Source organism: Pantoea sp. BRR-3P (assembly GCF_039621635.1).
Lineage (GTDB): Bacteria > Pseudomonadota > Gammaproteobacteria > Enterobacterales > Enterobacteriaceae > Pantoea > Pantoea floridensis.
The window spans coordinates 2,627,355-2,648,610 of record NZ_CP155066.1 but is presented as its reverse complement, the minus strand read 5'-3'; the positions used below and the strand labels follow the sequence as shown (position 1 = coordinate 2,648,610).

Sequence of the window (21,256 nt, the reverse complement as noted above, 5' to 3'; positions counted from 1 at the left end):
CATGCGCACCTGCATAAAAAGGCATTTTTTTGCTTAGGTGAGCGGCATACGCCATGTCTGGCGACCTATTTGCCGCAAACCTCGCAATGCGTATCCTGCGCCACGTTCATGCTGCGAAATTCTGCACTCATTGCGTCGTACATCAGCAACTTCGCGCTCGCGGGGGTGCCAAATCCAGTCAGCACCTTTAAGGTTTCCATCGCCTGCATAGCCCCGACGATACCCACCAGCGGTGCCATTACGCCCGCTTCGACACAGCTCAATACCTGATCGCCGAATAAACGGCTGATGCAGCGATAGCAGGGCTCGCCGGGTTGCCAGGTAAATACGCTCAGCTGACCTTCCATACGAATCGCTGCCCCAGAAATCAGCGGCACCTTGTGCTGAAAACAGAGGCGGTTGATCTGCTCGCGCGTAGTAACGTTGTCAGTGCAATCCACCACCGCGTCGTGCCGTGCGATAAGTGCGCTTAGCTGTGCATCATCCAGCTGAGCATCAATCGCTTCCAGCTGGCAATGGGGATTGATGGCCGCCAGCAGCTGCTGCGCGGAGGCTACTTTCGCCACGCCAATTTTTGCATCGCTGTGCAGAATCTGGCGCTGCAGGTTACTCAGGCTGACGGTATCGAAATCGAGCAACGTGAGATGGCCTACACCCGCTGAGGCCAGATAAGGTGCGGCTGCACAGCCCAGTCCGCCCAGCCCGACGACCAACACGCATGCAGCCTTAAGTTTCTCCTGGCCGTCAAAATCGAAGCCGCGCAGCACGATCTGGCGGTTATAGCGCAGCATCTCTTCATCACTCAGCTCCATGTGCACTAGCCCTCCAGCAGACTGTTAAAGGCTTCAACCTCCACCCATTCGCCGGCTTCCACATCGCCGCGATCGCGCTCCAGCACCACAAAACAGTTAGCCAATGCAAACGAACTGAATACGTGTGAACCCTGCGCGCCGGTGCTGCGGACTTCCAGCACGCCGTCATCACCGCGGCTGAGAATCGCACGCTGGAAATCGAGACGACCCGGCGACTTTTTCAAACGCTGCGTGGCGCGCGCGCGTTGACGCAGCGGCATGATGCGCGTGGTTTGCCCGGTCAGCGTCGCCAGCAGCGGCTGTACCAGCTGATAGAACGTCACTGCCGCAGAGACCGGATTTCCCGGCAGGCCGCAGAACCAGCTGTTTGCCAGCCGTCCAAAGGCAAAGGGTTTGCCCGGCTTGATGGCCAGCTTCCAGAAGGTAATAGCGCCGAGCTCTTCCAACATCGACCGCGTGAAATCGGCTTCGCCGACCGACACGCCGCCGGTGCTGATCACCACATCGGCCTGGCGATCGGCTTCAGTAAAGGCATTACGCAGCGCAGCCTGATCGTCGGCAATCACACCCAGGTCGATCACTTCGCAGCCGAGTTTATTGAGCATCAATGCCACGGTAAAACGGTTGGTATCGTATATCTGACCCGCCGCCAGGGGGTGGCCAACGGCCTGCAATTCATCGCCGGTAGAGAAAATGGCGACGCGCAATTTGCGCAGCACATTCACTTCGGCGATGCCGAGAGAGGCCAGCAGCGGCAGTTCAGCGGCGCCGAGGCGTACGCCAGCGTCGAGAACCTGTTTTCCTGCCTGGATATCTTCACCGATGCGACGGATATTCTGGCCCCGCTGCACGGGCGCGGTAATGACAATGCCACCATCGCGCTGCTCAGTTTGCTCCTGCATGACCACGGCATCGCACCCGGCGGGAATGGGCGCGCCGGTCATAATGCGAATCACGCTGCCCGCTGGCCACTCGCCGTTAAAGGGGGCACCGGCGAACGCTTTGCCGGCAACCGGCAGCAGGCGCTCGGGTGCGCTATCCGCCAGACGAACGGCGTAACCGTCCATGGCTGAGTTATCAAAAGAGGGCACATCGAGCGGTGAGTTAATCGGTTTAGCCGTGATGCGCCCGGCGGCTTCAAACAGCGAAACGTTGAGCGAATCGCTAATGGGCGTTAACTGCTGCAGCATCTTTTGCTGCGCGTCTTCGAGGGAGATTAATCCTGCGGTAAAAGGTTCCATGTCCATCTCTGCCTGGTTAATTTCAGATGCGGTCTATTATGGGTAATGCGTGGCCGTTAAGCGAGCGCGCACGTTACTCATTCACCGCACATTCCGCAGCGGCGCGATTTATCGCGCAATAAATTGCGTCGCTACGATGCGTGCGATCTGTGATATCGCTTGTCTTGGTTTGTAACTATGCAGCGAGTAAACACATAGCGACCAAAAAAGCATAATCCACAATAAAAGGTTATGACCGTGAAGGCAGTTTCTGCTTTACAAGATGAGGGGGGCTTTCTATAGTCGAAAATTGCCAAAAAAAGATGAAAACCATTCTAAATCAGTGTTTTTGGTTCTGATTTCTTTACAGGGTACCGGTTATGGCCAGAGCAGTTATCGCAATTCACGGCGGCGCGGGCGCGATTACGCGTGCGGCAATGAGCGCCGAAAAAGAGCAGCACTATCGTCAACAACTGAACGCAATCGTTACCGCTGGCCAGCAGATTCTGGCGGCCGGCGGCAGTGCGCTGGATGCGGTGACAGAAGCCGTACGCCTGCTGGAAGAGTGCCCGCTGTTCAACGCGGGTAAAGGGGCGGTCTTCACGCATCAGGGCACCCACGAATTGGATGCCAGCATCATGGATGGCCGCACGCGGGACGTGGGTGCCGTGGCGGGCGTCAGCCATATCCGCAATCCGATCCTGGCGGCGCGTAAGGTGCTGGAAAACAGTCCGCACGTTTTGTTTATTGGTGCAGGCGCAGAAGCGTTCGCCGCAGAACAGGGCTTAACGCCGGTTGAGGCCGATTACTTCTCCACGCCGGAGCGCTGGGAACAGCTGCAGCGCGCGCTGCACAGCCAGCAGATGGTGCTCGATCACGACGGCGAAGCAAGCAGTCACAGCGACGATCCGCTGGATCCGGATCGCAAATTCGGTACGGTTGGCGCAGTCGCGCTCGATCTTCAGGGTAATCTGGCAGCCGCCACTTCCACCGGCGGTATGACCAATAAACAGGCCGGGCGCGTTGGTGACTCACCGCTGGTCGGCGCGGGCTGCTATGCCAGTAACGACAGCGTTGCCGTCTCCTGTACCGGCACCGGTGAAGTGTTTATCCGTACGCTCGCCGCCTATGACGTGGTGGCGCAGATGCACTACGCTGGACGCTCGCTGCAGCAGGCCACCGCCAATGTCATTCACGACAAAGTGCAGGAACTGGACGGCAGCGGCGGGCTGATTGCGGTGGATGCCGCAGGTAATGTCGCGCTGCCGTTTAACAGCGAAGGTATGTATCGCGGATTCGCCTATGTTGATGGCGATGTTGAGGTAGCGATCTACCGCGACAGCTAAGGAGCAGGCATGACGGACCAACAGCTGCAGTTTGCGCCGGAGCAGGTTCTGGCGGTGCGCGATCTTAACGTGCGCTTTGAGCATGAAGGACGCATTACCGAAGCGGTGCGCAACCTGTCGCTCGACCTGCATCGCGGTGAAACGCTGGCGCTGGTGGGTGAATCGGGTTCGGGCAAATCCGTCACCTCACTGGCGCTGATGCGTTTAATCCAGCAGGCCGGTGGCGAGGTGAGCGGTGAAATCCAGCTACGTCGCCGTAATGGCGACGTGCTGGATGTGATGCGCGCTTCCAGCGGTCAGATGCGCAAGGTGCGCGGCGCTGATATGGCGATGATTTTTCAGGAGCCGATGACCTCGCTTAACCCGGTTTTTACCGTGGGCGAGCAGATTGCGGAATCCATCCGTTTGCATCAGGGCAAAAGCCACCAGCAGGCGCTGGCCGAAGCGCGCCGCATGCTCGACCTGGTGCGTATTCCGGAAGCGCAAAATGTATTGGCACGCTATCCCCATCAACTTTCCGGCGGTATGCGCCAGCGCGTGATGATCGCCATGGCGCTGTCGTGCAAACCGGCGCTGCTGATCGCCGATGAACCCACCACCGCACTCGACGTCACTATCCAGGCGCAAATTCTGCAGCTGATCCGCGTGCTGCAAAAAGAGATGCAGATGGGGGTGATTTTCATCACCCATGATATGGGCGTGGTGGCGGAGATGGCCGATCGCGTGCAGGTGATGTATCGCGGCGATGTAGTAGAGCGCGCGTCGGTGCAGCAGCTGTTTGCCGATCCGCAGCAGCCGTATACCCGCGCATTACTGGCGGCGGTACCAAAGCTCGGCGCCATGCACGGCCAGCCGTTACCGGCAAAATTTCCCTTACTGCATGCTAACGGTCGCGAAGAAATTGCAGCACCGCAGGATACGGTACGCCACGATCGACCGCCGATTTTACAGGTCCGTGATTTGGTTACGCGCTTTGATATTCGCGGCGGGTTGCTCAATCGCGTGAAGCGTCGCGTTCACGCGGTGGAGAAAGTCAGTTTCGATCTCTACGCCGGTGAAACGCTGGCGCTGGTGGGCGAATCCGGCTGTGGTAAATCTACTACCGGACGTTCACTGCTGCGGCTGGTAGCCAGCCAGGGCGGCACGATTACCTTTGATGGCCAGCGCATTGATGCGTTGCAGGGCAATGCGCTGGCGTCGCTGCGCCGTGATATTCAGTTTATCTTTCAGGATCCGTACGCCTCACTCGATCCGCGGTTAACCGTGGGTTTTTCCATTATGGAACCGCTGCTGGTGCATCAAACCATGGATCGCCGTCAGGCGGAGAAGCGCGTCGCCTGGCTATTGGAACGTGTTGGCCTGCTGCCGGAACATGCGCAGCGCTATCCGCACGAGTTTTCCGGCGGGCAGCGGCAGCGCATCTGCATTGCGCGTGCGCTGGCGCTCAATCCCAAAGTGGTGATTGCCGATGAATCGGTGTCGGCGCTGGATGTGTCAATTCAGGCGCAGATCATCAACCTGATGCTCGATTTGCAGCGCGAATTTGGTATCGCCTTCTTATTTATCTCGCACGATATGGCGGTGGTAGAACGTATCAGCCATCGCGTGGCGGTGATGTATCTTGGACAGATTGTGGAGATGGGACCGCGCCAGGCCGTGTTCGAACAGCCGCGTCATCCTTACACCAAAAAACTGATGGCCGCGGTGCCGGTGGCCGATCCGGCCCACCGGCATCGTGAGCGAGCGCTGATGGTGGATGAGATCCCCAGCCCGATTCGCCCGCTGGGTGATGAGCCGGAAGTGGCGCCCTTACTGGAAGTGGCACCGGGCCATTTTGTTGCCCGCCACGCAATTAGCGGCGCCTGAGCAGCAAATAACCGCACATCTTTGGATGTCGCGCATGACAGGGATTACAGGAGAACGATAACGATGCACCATATTATGCGAAAAGGGGTTATCACTGCCGGTTTGTTGAGTTCGGCGCTGGCGCTGCCCGCGTGGGCGGCGAAAGATGCGGTGATTGCGGTGGCCTCAACCTTTACCACGCTCGATCCTTACGATGCCAACGATACGCTGTCGCAGGCGGTAGCGAAGTCTTTCTATCAGGGCTTATTCGGCTTTGATAAAGACATGAAGCTGACCAACGTACTGGCGGAGAGCTATCAGGCGAGCAGCGATGGCCTGACGTACACCATCAAGCTGCGTTCCGGCGTGAAATTCCAGGATGGTACCGATTTCAATGCCGAAGCGGTGAAAGTTAACCTCGATCGCGCCAGCAATCCGGATAACCACCTCAAGCGCTATAACCTGTTCAAATATATCGCCACTACCGAAGTAGTTGATCCGAGCACGGTGAAGATCACCCTGAAACAGCCGTTCTCAGCCTTCATCAACAACCTGGCGCACCCGGCGGCGGTGATGATTTCACCGACCGCGTTGAAGAAATATGGCAAGGATATTGGCTTCCATCCGGTGGGTACCGGCCCGTTTGCCTTTGATACCTGGAATCAGACCGACTTCGTGAAAGTGAAGAAGTGGGATGGCTACTGGAAAAAAGGCTATCCGAAGCTGGATAGCATTACCTGGCGTCCGGTGGTGGATAACAACACCCGCGCGGCAATGCTGCAAACCGGTGAAGCAAGCTTTGCTTTCCCGGTACCCTTTGAGCAGGCCAAACTGCTGCAAGGCAACAGCAAGCTCGATGTGGTGACCACGCCGTCGATCATGCAGCGCTATATCAGCCTCAACGTCACGCAAAAGCCGTTTGATAATCCGAAAGTGCGTGAAGCGTTGGAGTACGCGATTAACCGTCAGGCGCTGGCGAAAGTGGCCTTTGCCGGTTACGCCACGCCAGCTACCGGCATCGTGCCGCCAACCATCGACTTTGCCCAGAGCTATCCGGCGATCAAATACGATCCGGCTAAAGCGCGTGAATTGCTGAAAGAAGCCGGCTTCCCGAACGGCTTCGAAACCACCTTGTGGTCATCGCATAACCACAGCACCGCGCAGAAAGTGCTGCAGTTCACTCAGCAGCAGCTGGCGCAGGTGGGCGTGAAGGTGAAGGTGACGGCGATGGATGCCGGTCAGCGCGCGGCTGAAGTAGAGAGCAAAGGGCAGAAAGAGAGCGGTGTGCGCATGTTCTACACCGGCTGGTCCGCTTCAACGGGTGAAGCCGATTGGGCGCTGACGCCGCTGTTCGCCACGACGTCCTGGCCGCCAGCGATCTTTAACACCGCGTTCTACAGCAATCCGCAGGTGGATAAAGATCTCGCCGATGCGCTGAAAACCACCGATCGCGATCAGAAGGCCAAACTGTATAAAGACGCGCAGGATCGCATCTGGAACGATCATCCGTGGATCCCACTGGTGGTCGAGCAACTGCTGTCTGCCAACAATAAAAACCTCAGCGGTTTTTATGTCATGCCCGATACCTCATTCAATTTTGATGAGGCCGATCTGAAGTAACAGACGCGGCCAGCCCTGCGGGGCTGGCCGATGCTGCGCAGGACTTTGCATGCTCAACTATTTTCTCAAACGATTACTGGGATTGATTCCCACGCTGCTGATTGTTGCGGTGCTGGTATTCCTGTTTGTTCACCTGCTGCCGGGCGATCCGGCGCGCCTGATTGCTGGCCCGGAAGCGGATGCCTCGGTAGTGGCGCTGGTGCGTCAGGATCTCGGCCTCGATCAGCCGCTGATCAAACAGTTCTGGCACTTCATGCTCAATGCGGTGCAGGGCGATTTCGGTCATTCGCTGGTCTCGAAGCGTCCAGTGATTGATGAAATTGCCGCGCGCTTTTTCCCTACGCTATGGCTGACGCTGAGCAGTATGGTGTGGGCGGTCATTTTCGGTATGGCGATTGGCATTACCTCCGCGGTATGGCGCAATCGCTGGCCGGATCGTATCGGTATGACGCTGGCGGTGTCGGGCATCTCGTTCCCGGCGTTTGCGCTCGGCATGCTGCTGATGCAGGTGTTTTCCGTCGAACTCGGGTGGTTACCGACCGTGGGCGCAGATAGCTGGAAACACTACATTTTGCCGTCAATCACGCTGGGTGCCGCGGTGGCGGCGGTGATGGCGCGCTTCACCCGCGCCTCGTTCGTGGAGGTGATGCAGGAAGATTATATGCGCACCGCGCGCGCCAAAGGGGTACGCGAATCGCTGGTGGTGGTAAAACATGGCCTGCGTAATGCGATGATTCCGGTGGTAACCATGATGGGCCTGCAGTTCGGTTTCCTGCTGGGCGGCTCAATTGTGGTGGAAGTGGTGTTCAACTGGCCTGGCTTAGGCCGCTTGCTGGTGGATTCGGTAGAGATGCGCGATTACCCGGTGATTCAGGCCGAAGTATTGCTGTTCTCGCTGGAGTTCATCCTGATTAACCTGATTGTCGATGTGCTGTACGCGGCAATCAACCCGGCAATTCGCTACAAGTAAGGAGTCGCAATTGAAGAACTGGCGACGTGCCGCGGCATTAAAAACTCTGCCGACCATCACCGAAAACCGGGTGCGCACGCCGTGGCGTGAATTCTGGCGGCGCTTTCGCCGGCAACATGTGGCGCTGCTGGCCGGACTGTTTGTACTGCTGCTGATTGTGGTGGCGTTTATTGCGCCGATGATTGCGCCGTTTGATGCGGAAAACTATTTTGATTACGACCGGCTGAATGAAGGACCGTCGCTGATGCACTGGTTTGGCGTCGATTCGCTGGGGCGCGATATCTTCAGTCGCGTGCTGGTGGGAACGCGCATCTCGCTGATTGCGGGCTTCTTCTCCGTGGCGATTGGCGCGCTGATTGGCACGGTGTTGGGTTTGCTGGCGGGCTATTACGAAGGCTGGTGGGATCGTATCACCATGCGTATTTGTGACGTGCTGTTTGCCTTTCCCGGCATTCTGCTGGCGATTGCGGTGGTGGCGATCATGGGCAGCGGCATGAGCAATGTCATTGTCGCGGTGGCGATTTTCAGCATTCCGGCGTTTGCCCGTTTGGTACGTGGCAATACGCTGGTGCTGAAACATCAAACCTATATTGAGTCGGCGCGCAGTATTGGCGCGTCGGATTGGACCATCATCATGCGACATATCTTACCCGGTACGGTGTCGTCGATTGTGGTCTATTTCACCATGCGTATCGGTACGTCAATTATTACTGCGGCGAGCTTGTCGTTTCTCGGCTTGGGCGCGCAGCCGCCTACGCCTGAGTGGGGGGCGATGCTCAATGAAGCGCGCGCCGATATGGTGATTGCGCCGCACGTGGCGATTTTCCCTAGCCTGGCGATTTTCCTCACCGTGCTGGCGTTTAATCTGTTGGGCGATGGTTTGCGTGATGCGCTCGATCCGAAACTGAAAACTTGATGTGAGATTGGGTCGCCATGAATGACGACCCTACAAAAACGTGCTGATTTCAGCCGCACAATACCTGCATCGATCATCCGTAAGGTCGCTATTTATGGCGACCTTTTCATCAACTGTAAGATAACTGCTTTAGAACGTTTCCCAGTTATCGTTACTGTGTGCTGCCACCGCAGGCAGCGCGCGGGTAGGAGTAAGTGCAGGTTTTACCGCTTTGGTAGCAGGTACCGTCGCTTGACGCGTGCCGGTATTGAAGCGCGAAACCGCAGAGGAGAGGCTGCTCGCCTGCTGCTCCAGAGATGCCGAGGCGTTAGCGGATTCCTGCACCAGCGTGGCATTCTGCTGCGTGACGCGATCCATCTCATTCACCGCCTGACCAATCTGATCAATGCCACGGCTCTGCTCATCAGACGCTGAAGCAATCTCGCCCATGATATCGGTGACGCGCGTGACGGCGCTGACGATCTCCTGCATCGTATCGCCCGCGCTGCTCACCTGCTGTGAACCGATATTCACGCGCTGCACCGAATTTTCAATCAGCAGTTTAATCTCTTTCGCCGCCTGTGCGCTGCGCTGCGCCAGATTACGTACTTCACCGGCCACCACGGCAAAGCCGCGGCCCTGTTCACCAGCGCGCGCCGCTTCTACCGCCGCGTTCAGTGCCAGAATGTTCGTCTGGAAAGCAATGCCGTCAATGACGCTGGTGATGTCGGCAATTTTCTTCGAGCTATCGGCGATGTCGCGCATGGTTTTCACCACGCCATCAACCACATTGCCACCTTTGTCGGCCGTTTCTGACGCTGTTTTTGCCAGTTGCGTAGCCTGACGCGCGTTATCAGCGTTCTGTTTAACGGTTGCGGTTAGCTCTTCCATGCTTGCCGCTGTCTCTTCCAGCGACGCCGCTTGCTGCTCGGTACGCGAAGAGAGGTCGTTATTACCGGTCGCGATTTCGCTGGCGCTGCCGAAAATGGCATCAGCACTATCACGTACGTTGTTGATGGTGTTGCGCAGCGCCTGCTGCATATGGTTAAGGCTGGCGGCGATCGACGCCATTTCGCTGCGTCCTTCCACCTGCAAGCTGGCGGAGAGATCGCCGTCTGCAAAACGCTCCAGCTGCTGCTGAACCTGTTTCATCGGGGCCAGCAGAATACGGCGTACCAGCACCCACACGGCAATCAGCAACAGCAACACCACGGCGATCATGACGCCCACCATCACCAACATCTGCTGATAGGTGCTATTGTTTTCTGCATTACGTTCCGCTAGCAGTTGAACATTCTGCTCGCGCCACTGTTTGTAAGCGGCTTCCAGATCGTCCTGTGCCTGCTGTGCATCCAGATTGCCGTAGGCGGCATAGTCATTTGCCTTCAGGAACACGGCGGACTGTTTCAGTATGTCAGCGAAAGCGGTGAACTTAGCCTCAATGACGCTGGCTGCGTCGGCGCTTTGTCCGGGCAGGCGCGGCATGGTTTTATACAGCTGATAGTGCTGATTAGCTTCATCAAGCGACGCGCCTGCGGACAGCAGCAGTTTATTGATCGCCGCAAGTGATGACTCATCAGTTTGATTTTTCAGAATACGAATAGCGACGCGGTTAATGATGACGCGCGTTTTCACCAGCGTTTGCCAGCCATCGGCCACTTCACGCTGCTGCTGTGACAGCTGATTGCTGGTTGTGAAATTATGCTGCCCGGCAATCAGGGATGATAAAAACAGCGAGCCGGAAATCGCCTGCATCGCGGTGAAAACCACCAGAATCATCATGATGGCGGTCACAATTTTCATTCGTTTAAACATAGGGGCATCTCTGAGGAAGTAGGCTGATAGTTATGTTATCGGTGTAAAAGCAAATCGCTTAAGCGCCGTCTGGAAATAATTACGTCACGGGACGATGAAAGGTGGGAAAAACAGATGAAACCGTTTGATTATGAGCAGGATTTCAAGCACATCGATTTTCGTCGCCAGCCCGAGTTATATCAGGTGGGACGCGGTGAGCAGGGCGTGCTGATGGTTGAGCCCTACAAAAGTGAAATTCTGCCGCACTGGCGTTTTCGCACCGTGGAGCTGGCGCAGCACTCTTCGCAGCAGATTATGCAGATGTTTGAGGCGTATCGCGCGCAGGACGATTTTGTCGGCATGGACATGGCGCGTAAATATATTCAAATGGGTTATACGCGAGCACGCCGCTACAGCAATCATCAGGGCGGACGCAAATATGATGGGGAGGGCAAGGTATTGCCGCGCACCACAGAAAAAGAAAAGGCCGCTGCGGCGGCCGTTTTTAAAGCATGCTGGGACAAGATAAGGGCAGATACTGACTATCTGGCGCGCAAACGCGCGCACCAGCAGAAGTATGGTTAAACGCGCGTGCCCCAAAGATCGTATTCGTCGGCGTGTTCCACTTTAACGCGCACCACGTCGCCGACTTTTACCTGACGATCGCCATTCAGATATACCGCGCCATCGATTTCTGGCGCATCCGCCATGCTGCGGCCAACTGCGCCTTCTTCGTCGACTTCATCGATGATCACCAGCACTTCGCGGCCAATTTTCTCCTGCAGACGTTCACTGGAGATTTTCTGCTGCAGCTGCATAAAGCGGTCAAAGCGCGCTTGCTTCACGTCATCCGGTACCTGGTCCGGCAGCTGGTTGGCGGTGGCGCCTTCAACCGGGCTGTACTGGAAGCAACCGACGCGATCGAGGCGTGCTTCCTGCAGGAAGTCGAGCAGCATCTGGAAATCTTCTTCGGTTTCACCCGGGAAGCCGACAATAAAGGTTGAGCGCAGCGTCAGCTCCGGGCAAATTTCGCGCCAGCGCTTGATGCGTTCCAGCGTACGTTCTACGGCGCCTGGACGCTTCATCAGCTTGAGGATGCGCGGACTGGCGTGCTGCAGCGGAATGTCCAGGTACGGCAGAATCTTGCCTGCTGCCATCAGCGGGATGACGTCATCCACGTGCGGATAGGGATACACGTAGTGCAGACGCACCCACACGCCGAGCTTGGCTAACTGCTCGCACAGGCTGACCATGCTGGTTTTCACCGGTGAACCGTTCCAGAAACCGGTGCGGTGTTTAACATCCACGCCGTAAGCCGAGGTGTCCTGCGAGATCACCAGCAGCTCTTTCACGCCGGCTTCCACCAGACGTTTGGCTTCGTCGAGTACCGATCCAATTGGGCGGCTATCGAGATCGCCACGCATCGAAGGAATAATGCAGAAGGTGCAGCGATGGTTGCAGCCTTCAGAAATTTTCAGATAAGCGTAATGGCGCGGTGTTAGTTTGACACCTTGCTCCGGCACCAGGCTGAGGAACGGGTTGTGTTCCGGCTTTGGCACATAAGTGTGCACGTGCGACAGCACTTGTTCGTAGCTGTGCGGGCCGGTGATCTCCAGTACCTTGGGGTGCACTTCGCGGATCTGATCCACTTTGGCACCGAGGCAGCCGGTGACGATCACTTTGCCGTTTTCGTTCAGCGCTTCACCAATCGCTTCCAGGGATTCCTGTACGGCGCTATCAATAAATCCACAGGTGTTAACGATGACAATCTCTGCATCGTCGTAGCGTGGTACCACGTCATAGCCTTCCGTACGCAGTTCCGTCAGGATGCGTTCAGAGTCGACAAGGTTTTTCGGACAGCCGAGGGAGACGAATCCCACGCGTGGTGGATTTTTGACATGGCTCATAAGGATAAAAATTCATCATAATTAGTGTGGATAGGGGGGCGATTGTACAGAGGTTGCGGAGGAAAATGTATAGGCTGTGTAAGAATCTCCTTATGGGGCAACCAATGTGCTGTGATTGTGCTTAACTCAATTGGCGAGGCGGCCAAATCGTTGTGGCACAGCGCTTAGATACCCGGCGGCAAACGGTCATCCGAGTTGTGTAAAGAGGCGTGTTTTGCTTAAATGTTGGGTCGGTGAATGTAAGTTGTTATCTTCACTGCAAATTTCAAATCGCGCTGACGGTGAATCCTCACTGCCAGGGCAGAAGTGGATAATGTGAGAGCAAACAAATGCAAGAGATCGTCAAAGGTTTTCTGAATTTTCAACAGAATGTGTTCCCTGAAAGGAAGGATCTTTTCAAAAGTTTGGCATCCAACCAAAATCCCAAAGCCCTGTTTATCTCCTGTTCCGACAGTCGTCTGGTGCCGGAGTTGGTCACGCAATCGGAGCCGGGTCAGCTGTTCGTGATCCGTAACGCCGGTAACATCGTGCCGCCGTTTGGTCCAGAGCCAGGCGGCGTGTCGGCCACCATCGAGTACGCCGTGTTGGCGCTGGGCGTGACCGAAATTATTATCTGCGGCCACTCCAACTGTGGGGCGATGAACGCGATTGCTTCCAATGCCGATCTCGAGACGATGCCTGCGGTCGATCACTGGTTGCACTACGCCAATGCGGCGAAAGCAGTGGTGGAAGAACGCAACTATGACTCCGTAGAGAAACGCCTCAATGAGATGGTGAAAGAGAACGTGATTGCGCAGCTGCACAATATCAAAACACACCCTTCCGTGGCAGTGGCGCTGCGTAAAGGCAAAGTGCGTCTGCACGGGTGGGTTTATGATATTGAGAGCGGCGGAATTATCGCCCTGACAAAAGGCGGTGAATCCTTCATTTCGCTGTCGGAAAACCCGGAAACCTGCTTCGAGTAATTCCCGCCTAACCACCTGCAATGCAGGTGGTTTTTCCTCGCATTTCGCGAAAATATCTCCCCTCGCTCATAACCAGCCTCTACACTTGAGAAGCAATTACCTCTATTAAGGGCTTTCTCATGCGATTTTCCCTTTCTGTTCCTGTCTTAACGCTGGCGTTGCTGGCGGCGGGATGTACCTCTCATGTTGCTGACAAAAAACAATATTCCGGCTTTCTCGGTGATTACAGCCAGCTGCAGTCGGCGCAATCACCGAGCGGCAAACCGACGCTGCGCTGGGTCTCTCCCGACTATCATGACGCCGATTACCGTGGCGTGGTGTATACGCCGGTGGTTTATTACCCGGTGCCGCATCCTACTGAGCGCGTTAGCCAGCAAACGCTGGATCAAATACGCGCCTATACCGATAGCCAGCTAAAGCGCGCAATCTCTGAGCGCAAACCGCTGGTGGCGCAAAAAGGCCCACACACGCTGGTAGTGAAAACGGCCATCACGGCAGTCTCTGCGGAAAATGAAGGCATGCAGTTCTACGAAGTGGTGCCGATTGCGGCGGTAGTCGCCAGCACCATGGCGGCCACTGGACATCGCACGCAGGAGAGTGCGCTGTTCCTCGAAGTGGAAGCGATAGATGGGCAAACTGGCAAGCCGCTGATCAAAGTGGTGCGTAAAGCCTTTGGTAAGCCGTTACCGAATAGCAGCGCGCCAATCACGCTCAACGATCTCCGCCCGGGGATTGATGAGATGGTGCGCGATGTGGTGGCGTTCTCCGCACCATAAAGTATGGCCCGGCTTAACGCCGGGCTTAATGTTTTGTAAATCCTGCACATCCTTTGTCACACGCTGACTACCCTTAACGGCAGACTGTGATCAAGGAGAATGCCATGCGTTTACTGCCCGCCGCGCTGCTGTTTGGCGCCTTAAGCTCTTCATTGCCGTTATTTGCCGCCGAAGTACAGGTCCAGGTTTTGCAGGATAAGCTCGATCATCCGTGGTCAGTCGCATTTCTGCCCGACAATCAAACGCTGTTAATTACTGAACGATCTGGTCAGCTGCGCAGTTGGCAGCTGGGCAAAGGCTTGTCACAGCCGATTGGCGGTGTGCCGAAAGTGTGGGCCAATCGACAAGGTGGTTTGCTGGACGTGGTGCTGGCGCCGGACTTTGCCCAGAGCCGTCGCGTATGGTTGAGTTATACCACCGCCGATAACACAGGGCGCGCGGGTGGCGTAGTGGGCTATGGGCGACTCAGTGATGACAATCGTCAGTTAAGCGATTTTAAGGTGGTACTGGAGCAAATGCCGAAGCTCTCGAGCGGCGCAAACATGGGGACGCGTCTGGCCTTTGATCATCAGGGTTTTCTCTATGTCGCGTTTGGTGACAACTTTGCCAGCAGCAGTGCGCAGCAGTTGGATAAGCTCTCCGGCAAAATCATCCGTCTGACCCAGGATGGCGCCATTCCTCAGGACAATCCGTTTGTTGATCGCAAAAATGCCCGCGCGGAAATCTGGTCATACGGCATGCGCAATCCGCAAGGTCTGGCGCTCAATCCGTGGACGCAGCAAATGTGGGAAAGCGAGCATGGTCCACGCGGCGGCGATGAGGTGAATATCCCGGAAAAAGGCAAAAACTATGGTTGGCCGCTCGCCACCTATGGTATCGATTACAGCGGTGAAAAAGTGCCAGAAGCGCAAGGTACGGCCGTTGAGGGCACGCAACAGCCGCTGCATTACTGGAAAGTCTCACCTGCCATCAGCGGCATGGCGTTTTACAACAGCGCACGTTTCCCGCAGTGGAAAAATTCACTGTTTATCGGTGCCTTGAAAGAGAAAAGCCTGATTCGTTTGCAGGTTAACGGTGAGAAGGTGATAGAAGAGCAGCGACTGCTGGAGGACCGCGGCGAGCGCATTCGCGATGTCCGTCAGGGGCCGGATGGCTATTTGTATGTGCTGACCGATGAAGCCAACGGTAAGCTACTGAAAGTGGGGCTGACGGATGATGCCAGCACCCCGCGCGGTTAACTCAGCGTACCCAGTTACACACTTCCCAACCGCGCTGCTGCGCTTCCTGCAGCAGAAGCGGGTTGGGATTAATCACCCAGGCATGATCGGCATGCGCCAGCAGCGGCAAATCATTCATTGAATCGCTGTAGGCCCAGGTGCGTTCGAAGTGCCGATCCTGCTGTAGCGCCTTCCAGTCACGCAGGCGTGTCACTTTACCTTCGCGGTAGGTCATGGTGCCGTAGGTTTGGCCGCTGTAGCGTTCATCGACCACTTCCACGCCAATTGCTAATGCACCGTGCACGCCAAGGCGATTGGCAATCGGCACGGCCAGATGATCGCCGCTGGCGGTGATGATCATTACCGTGTCGCCGCGCTGCTGGTGCCACTCAATACGCTCGCGCGCGGCAGGGAAGACGCGGGGCATAATGTCGCGATGAATAAAGCGTCGCACCCAACCTTCAACGGTTAACGTTGCCATGCCGGCTAACGGGGCCAGCGTGGTGTTCATATACTCTTCAATTGATAGCGTACCGGCGTGATATTTTTCCATCAGGGTTTGCTCCTGCTGGATGATTGCTTCAGGGGCAAACCCCTGAGAAACCAGCCAGCGCAGCCATAGGCTGGTGCTGTCTTCACAAATCAGGGTTTCGTCCAGATCGAAAATGGCTAAGTCCATCGCGGCTCTCCTCAGGCAGACTGAAATCAGGTTAGCGGAAAAATGTGACTGGCTTAACTGTTCTGCGAAAAATCGGAATTACACGCAATTTTTATTGGCGGGTATTGGAGCAAAAGTGGCGACGCTACGCGGTTGGTGCCAGGGTTACTCTAATAAACTCTATAAAACTTTACGATTGGACGGTTTTTTTCGCTGGCGTGAACCGTTAGCGTTGGGCAAGACATGTCTTGCCTGCAAGAAAACCAAGATTTAACAAGGACAATCTGGTCACGCTCATGAGAAAAAACACCTTCGCTTCTGTCTGGCGGCCGCTGGCCGCCTCTTCACTGCTATTGCTTATTATTCCCGCCACCACGCTGGCTGAACAGGCGCCTGCGGCACCGCAAATTGATGCCAAAGCCTGGATTTTAATGGACTACAACAGCGGCAAAGTGCTGGCGGAGTCTAATGCCGATCAGCGTCTCGATCCGGCCAGCCTGACCAAAATGATGACCAGCTACGTGGTGGGCCAGGCGCTGAAATCGGGCAAGATAACTAACGACGATATGGTGACCATCGGCCAGGATGCCTGGGCAACCGGTAATCCAAAGCTGCGCGGTTCGTCGCTGATGTTCCTGAAACCGGGCGATCGCATTCCGGTTTCGGAGCTCAATAAAGGTGTGGTGATTCAGTCCGGCAACGATGCCTGTATCGCTCTAGCCGATTACGTGGCGGGCAGTCAGGATTCGTTCATCGGCCTGATGAACAACTACGTCAAAGCCTTTGGCCTGCAAAACACGCACTTTATGACGGTGCACGGATTGGATGCCGACGGACAGTACAGTACCGCACGCGACATGGCGATCATTGGCCAGCGTTTGATCAGTGATGTGCCAGAAGAGTATGCGATTAACAGTGAAAAAGAGTTCACCTTCAATAAGATCAAGCAGATGAACCGCAATCGCCTGCTATGGAGCTCTAATCTGAAGGTGGATGGCATTAAAACCGGTCATACGTCAGGTGCCGGCAATAATCTGGTGGCATCGGCAACTGAAGGTGATATGCGCCTGATTTCCGTGGTGCTGGGTGCGGCGACCGATGCGACGCGTTTCCGTGAAAGTGAAAAGCTGCTGACGTGGGGCTTCCGTTTTTATGAAACCGTCACGCCGATTAAAGCCGATAAGCCGTTTGCCCAGCAGCGCGTATGGTTTGGCGAGCATAGCCAGGTCAATCTTGGCGTCGCTAAAGACGCGGCCATTACCGTGCCGAAAGGACAGATGAAAAATCTCAAAGCCAGCTTTAAGCTGAATTCACCACAGCTGGAAGCACCGCTGGAGAAAAATCAGGTCGTTGGCACCATCGACTTCCAATTGGATGGCAAAACCATTGAGCAACGTCCGCTGGTGGCGATGGAAGCGGTGCCGGAAGGTGGGTTTATTGGCCGGATTTGGGATTTCGTGATGATGAAATTTCACGGCTGGTTCGGGAAGTGGTTTAGTTAAGTGTCAGGAAATAAATGGTGCGCATCAATGCGCACCTTTAACATTTGTAGGGTCGCCATTCATGGCGACCACATCGCTCACTCGCGAATCCAACCCTTCTTAATCGGCATGGCGAACAGCGCGCGATACACCTGATGCGTAAACGCCAGCATCCGCTCACCATACAGCTGCCACGCCATGTGCGATGCCAGACAACCCAGCATGCCCACCAGGAATCCACCCAGCATATCCAGCGGCCAGTGCACGCCGAGATAGACGCGTGACCAGGCAATGGCGCTCCCCACCACTAACAGCAGCACACCCGACCACATGCGATGCCAGAAGATAAATGCCAGTGCAAACGTGAAAATAGTGGTGCCATGATCGCTTGGGTAGGAGTCATCGGGTCGATGTGACAGGAACTGATGGCCGAAACCAATGGCGAACGGACGCGGATGCGGCAGCAGTTGCCCAACGCACCACGAGATACTCAGCGCATAAAGCAGCGCCATACCGGTTTTCAGCACCAGCGCGCGCTGTGACTGCACCTGTTCGCGCGGTCCCCACAGCCAAAGCGTTACGATGAGCAGCGGCACAATGGCAATCACATCTTTGGCGATAAATGTCGCCAGAACGATCAGCCACTGCGGCGAATCCTGCGTGGCGTTGATCCATAAAAAAAGCGTGTGGTTAAGTGCTTCCATCACGATGGCGTATCCTCGACTTGTTTACCCAAACAACACCAGCATAAAAATTGCCAGCAAAATAAAACTGATAGCCTAAAAGCGCGCGCCTCTGGAATAAATAGTCGCGCTCTTAATCTTATTGCGGGTTGTTGGAGTGTTTAACTTTGATGAAAGTTGCATGAATATTGGAAAATAGCGTTAGCGGTGGGAAGGATGACAATTTTCGCTGAAGAGAACCTTAAGCCACAGGATCGAGAGCCATAAAAAAACCCGCAAGTCAGTGACCGGCGGGCTCCACAATTTGGGGATTTCAAAGAAAAGCAGTGGCACTTATTCAGACTGCGTCCCCTAAAGAAAGTTCTTTACGCTTGTAAATATATTTTTTAGAAGGGCAGCAGCGGCCAAACAATCACGATCAACGTGCCTGCCAGTGTTAACAGCACATTGGCAATCGCGTAGGTTCCCGCATAGCCCAGAGCAGGAATGCTGCTTCGCGCAGTATCGCTAATGATTTCCATTGCAGGTGCACAGGTGCGGGCTCCCATGATGGCACCAAACAGCAGCGCCCGGTTCATGCGCAGTACGTAAGCGCCAAACAGATAGCAGATTACCACCGGCAGCAAACTCACCAGTAAACCGCTCAGCAACATCAGCGCACCCGCGCTGCCAAAACCATGCTGCAAGCCGCTGCCCGCGCTCAGGCCAACGCCGGCCATAAAGACCATCAGTCCGAACTCTTTCACCATGGTTAGCGCACCCTGCGGAATGTAGCCAAACGTGGGGTGGTTGGCGCGCATAAAGCCGAGCATGATGCCGGCAAACAGCAACCCGGCGGCATTGCCGATGCCGAAACTAAAGTTGCTGAACTGGAAAGTGATCATGCCGATCATCAGACCAACAATAAAGAAGGCGCAGAAGGCGAGGAGATCGGTAATTTGGCTATGAATAGCGATAAAGCCAATGCGATCGGCAAGGCGCTTCACGCGACGTGCTTCACCGCTTACCTGCAATATATCGCCTTTGTTCAACATGATGCTGTCGTCGATGGGCATCTCAATCTGGCTGCGAATCACCCGGTTGAGGAAGCAGCCGTGATCGGTCAGTTTAAGATGGCTGAGACGTTTGTTTACCGCATTGTGGTTTTTCACCACAATCTCTTCGGTAACAATACGCATATCGAGCAGATCACGATCAAACACTTCTTTGCCGTTACGAAAGCTGGGATCAAGACGGGCGTGCGCATCGGGATAGCCAACCAGTGAGATATCATCGCCCAGTTGCAGCATCGCATCACCATCCGGGCTGGCAAGAATGCCATTACGGCGCAGACGCTCAATGTAGCAGCCGGTTTGACGATGAATGCCCAGCTCGCGCAGATTTTTGCCCCCGCTCCACTCCACCAGTTCAGGACCGACGCGATAGGCGCGGATGACCGGTAGAAACACTTTGCGCTGACTGTCGGCATCCAGGCCGCGCTCGCGGGCAATTTGTTGCGCGCAGGTGGGCAGATCCTGATGCTGCAGGCGCGGCAGATAGCGCGCGCCAAAAATCAGGCTGACTAAACCGACCAGATAGGTGAGGGCATAACCCAGGCTGAGATTATCCTGCATCAGCGTAAGTTGATGGCTATCGGTGATGCTTTGCCGCAGTGTATCGCCGGCACCGACCAGCACCGGCGTCGAGGTCATCGAACCGGCTAGCATGCCTGCGGTTAAACCAATGTCCCAACCGAACAATTTGCCAAGCGTCAGAGCGATTAATAACGCACTCACCACCATTACAATCGCCAAAAAGAAGTAGTTTTTACCGTCACGGAAAAATATGGAGAAAAAGTTTGGCCCGGCTTCTACACCGACACAAAAAATAAACAACATAAAGCCCAGACTTAAGGCATCGGTATTAATGGCGAAGTGCTGCTGGCCTAAAATCAATGAAACAACCAGGACTCCAATAGAATTACCGAGTTGAACTGAGCCAAGGCGTAATTTACCTAAGCAGAGTCCGAGCGCTAAAACGACAAATAATAACAGAACGTCATTTCCGCTTAACAATTCTGCGACGTTAATGTTCACTGTTTAACTTCTTCTTTACCTGTAACGGGTTGATGAGAGAGGCTTTTTTCGCTATCTTGTGCCGAACGCAAAGCGACGTGCAACAATATAGCGCAAGCAAATTCTAAAGCGGCGTATTCTAATCATAATTAACACCTTCAGCTATCGGCAGTTTTCATTCCTTCCACAGCCAGCTGTTTCTTTTTATTTCCACCTTGCGCATCAGGGCCGTAAAAGTTTCATAATTGTTAACATCAAAGTTGAGGATAATTATGTTGCAGCGCAATAATCGCTGGCCAGCATCAATTCTGGGCGTGGTGCTTTATACGCTGGTGTTTATTTATGCACATCATTTCTGGGGCGCAGCCAGTGAACAGGCGGTGCGTGGACAACCAGAATTGCTGCTATTTTTATTGCCGGGCATTTTTATGGCGCTATTACAGCCGGAAAGGCCGCTGCTCAGTACGTTATGGGTGGCATTGGGCGGTACGCTGCTGGGGATGCTGTGGTTAATACTGGCGACGCCAATGATACATAGCGGTTTGCTGATGGTAGCCTGGAGTTTAAGTGCGCTGTTTTGGGCGGGCTGCGGTGCGCTGCTGATCCGTTTGCTGCGGATTATGCTGGCGATGCGTGCCGGATAGCCGCATCAAAAACGGGCCCGCAGGCCCGTTATCTTACGCTTCGATACCCAGATTTTCTTTCGTCCAGGCAGCAAATTCGGTGTAACCACCGATGTGCCGATCGTCGAGGAAAATCTGCGGCACGGTGGTGACCGGTTTGCCAGCGCGCGCTTCCAGATCGGCTTTGGTGATGCCGGTGGCCTGAATGTCCACGTACTGATAGTTAAAATCGTCGCGCTCGCTGGTCAGCTTAGTAGCCAACTCTTTTGCACGTACGCAGTAAGGGCAGCTAGAACGGCCAAAAATTACTGCAATCATTGCTTCTCTCCTTCCGCTGCTGTTTTGTGACTAGAATCACATCACAGCGTGAATAATGCGTAACATCATGCC

19 protein-coding genes are annotated in these 21,256 nt (G+C 55.2%); 11 read left to right on the top strand and 8 right to left on the bottom strand.

What is annotated here, in order from left to right; translation table 11 throughout:
- Positions 1–65: 65 nt before the first annotated feature.
- A complete protein-coding gene (moeB, locus tag AAGR08_RS12320; protein WP_345826995.1) occupies positions 66–818 on the bottom strand; it encodes a molybdopterin-synthase adenylyltransferase MoeB in 753 nt (250 codons plus the stop codon).
- Positions 818–2,053 carry a molybdopterin molybdotransferase MoeA gene (gene moeA / locus AAGR08_RS12315; RefSeq protein ID WP_345829910.1) on the bottom strand — a complete coding sequence of 412 codons (1,236 nt, stop codon included), beginning with the start codon at positions 2,051–2,053 and terminating at the stop codon, positions 818–820. Before moeA ends, moeB begins: the two co-directional genes overlap by 1 nt.
- 359 nt (positions 2,054–2,412) lie before the next feature.
- On the opposite strand from moeA, the gene AAGR08_RS12310 reads away from it, so the two are divergent.
- The 5 genes from AAGR08_RS12310 (at position 2,413) to gsiD (ending at position 8,729) form a co-directional block, all read left to right on the top strand.
- On the top strand, positions 2,413–3,378 hold the full coding sequence (locus tag AAGR08_RS12310; RefSeq protein ID WP_345826994.1) for an isoaspartyl peptidase/L-asparaginase: 966 nt from the start codon (positions 2,413–2,415) through the stop codon (positions 3,376–3,378).
- Between the two features lie 9 nt (positions 3,379–3,387).
- Positions 3,388–5,244, top strand: coding sequence for a glutathione ABC transporter ATP-binding protein GsiA (gene gsiA / locus AAGR08_RS12305; RefSeq protein ID WP_345826993.1), 1,857 nt, complete (start codon positions 3,388–3,390; stop codon positions 5,242–5,244).
- Between the two features lie 63 nt (positions 5,245–5,307).
- Positions 5,308–6,843, top strand: a complete 1,536-nt coding sequence (gsiB, locus tag AAGR08_RS12300) for a glutathione ABC transporter substrate-binding protein GsiB (RefSeq protein ID WP_097094416.1) — start codon at positions 5,308–5,310, stop codon at positions 6,841–6,843.
- Between the two features lie 49 nt (positions 6,844–6,892).
- Positions 6,893–7,813 (top strand): glutathione ABC transporter permease GsiC, encoded by a 921-nt coding sequence (gsiC, locus tag AAGR08_RS12295; protein WP_097094415.1) that lies wholly within the window; start codon positions 6,893–6,895, stop codon positions 7,811–7,813.
- A 10-nt stretch (positions 7,814–7,823) separates the two neighbouring features.
- On the top strand, positions 7,824–8,729 hold the full coding sequence (gsiD, locus tag AAGR08_RS12290; protein ID WP_097094414.1) for a glutathione ABC transporter permease GsiD: 906 nt from the start codon (positions 7,824–7,826) through the stop codon (positions 8,727–8,729).
- Between the two features lie 129 nt (positions 8,730–8,858).
- Here the strand turns inward: gsiD and AAGR08_RS12285 are convergent, their stop codons facing one another.
- Entirely contained in the window at positions 8,859–10,523 is a 1,665-nt protein-coding gene (locus tag AAGR08_RS12285; protein WP_097094413.1) for a methyl-accepting chemotaxis protein, read from the bottom strand.
- A 114-nt stretch (positions 10,524–10,637) separates the two neighbouring features.
- Here AAGR08_RS12285 and AAGR08_RS12280 point away from each other — a divergent pair, with 114 nt between their 5' ends.
- Entirely contained in the window at positions 10,638–11,087 is a 450-nt protein-coding gene (locus AAGR08_RS12280; protein WP_097094412.1) for a DUF4385 domain-containing protein, read from the top strand.
- Here the strand turns inward: AAGR08_RS12280 and rimO are convergent.
- Positions 11,084–12,409 (bottom strand): 30S ribosomal protein S12 methylthiotransferase RimO, encoded by a 1,326-nt coding sequence (gene rimO / locus AAGR08_RS12275; protein ID WP_097094411.1) that lies wholly within the window; start codon positions 12,407–12,409, stop codon positions 11,084–11,086. The genes AAGR08_RS12280 and rimO overlap by 4 nt on opposite strands.
- 329 nt (positions 12,410–12,738) lie before the next feature.
- Between rimO and AAGR08_RS12270 the strand changes: the two genes are divergently transcribed.
- The 3 genes from AAGR08_RS12270 (at position 12,739) to AAGR08_RS12260 (ending at position 15,388) form a co-directional block, all read left to right on the top strand.
- The gene (locus AAGR08_RS12270) at positions 12,739–13,374 is read left to right on the top strand and encodes a carbonic anhydrase (RefSeq protein WP_097094410.1); all 636 of its coding nucleotides are present in this window, start codon (positions 12,739–12,741) and stop codon (positions 13,372–13,374) included.
- A 119-nt stretch (positions 13,375–13,493) separates the two neighbouring features.
- Positions 13,494–14,150 (top strand): DUF3313 domain-containing protein, encoded by a 657-nt coding sequence (locus tag AAGR08_RS12265; protein WP_097094409.1) that lies wholly within the window; start codon positions 13,494–13,496, stop codon positions 14,148–14,150.
- 104 nt (positions 14,151–14,254) lie between these two features.
- Positions 14,255–15,388 (top strand): PQQ-dependent sugar dehydrogenase, encoded by a 1,134-nt coding sequence (locus AAGR08_RS12260; protein ID WP_097094408.1) that lies wholly within the window; start codon positions 14,255–14,257, stop codon positions 15,386–15,388.
- 1 nt (position 15,389) lies between these two features.
- Here the strand turns inward: AAGR08_RS12260 and AAGR08_RS12255 are convergent, their stop codons facing one another.
- Entirely contained in the window at positions 15,390–16,046 is a 657-nt protein-coding gene (locus AAGR08_RS12255) for an HAD family hydrolase (protein ID WP_097094407.1), read from the bottom strand.
- A gap of 275 nt (positions 16,047–16,321) precedes the next feature.
- Here AAGR08_RS12255 and AAGR08_RS12250 point away from each other — a divergent pair, with 275 nt between their 5' ends.
- On the top strand, positions 16,322–17,527 hold the full coding sequence (locus AAGR08_RS12250) for a serine hydrolase (protein ID WP_345826992.1): 1,206 nt from the start codon (positions 16,322–16,324) through the stop codon (positions 17,525–17,527).
- A gap of 77 nt (positions 17,528–17,604) precedes the next feature.
- On the opposite strand, the gene ybjG is transcribed toward AAGR08_RS12250, so the two are convergent.
- Both ybjG and AAGR08_RS12240 read right to left on the bottom strand, forming a co-directional pair.
- On the bottom strand, positions 17,605–18,210 hold the full coding sequence (gene ybjG, locus AAGR08_RS12245; protein WP_097094405.1) for an undecaprenyl-diphosphate phosphatase: 606 nt from the start codon (positions 18,208–18,210) through the stop codon (positions 17,605–17,607).
- Positions 18,211–18,575: 365 nt separating this feature from the next.
- Positions 18,576–20,264 carry an aspartate:alanine antiporter gene (locus AAGR08_RS12240; RefSeq protein ID WP_345826991.1) on the bottom strand — a complete coding sequence of 563 codons (1,689 nt, stop codon included), beginning with the start codon at positions 20,262–20,264 and terminating at the stop codon, positions 18,576–18,578.
- 251 nt (positions 20,265–20,515) lie between these two features.
- Between AAGR08_RS12240 and ybjM the strand changes: the two genes are divergently transcribed.
- On the top strand, positions 20,516–20,887 hold the full coding sequence (gene ybjM / locus AAGR08_RS12235) for an inner membrane protein YbjM (RefSeq protein WP_345826990.1): 372 nt from the start codon (positions 20,516–20,518) through the stop codon (positions 20,885–20,887).
- Between the two features lie 33 nt (positions 20,888–20,920).
- On the opposite strand, the gene AAGR08_RS12230 is transcribed toward ybjM, so the two are convergent.
- Complete coding sequence (locus AAGR08_RS12230) at positions 20,921–21,184, bottom strand: GrxA family glutaredoxin (RefSeq protein ID WP_097094402.1); 264 nt, start codon at positions 21,182–21,184, stop codon at positions 20,921–20,923.
- Between the last annotated feature and the right edge of the window lie 72 nt (positions 21,185–21,256).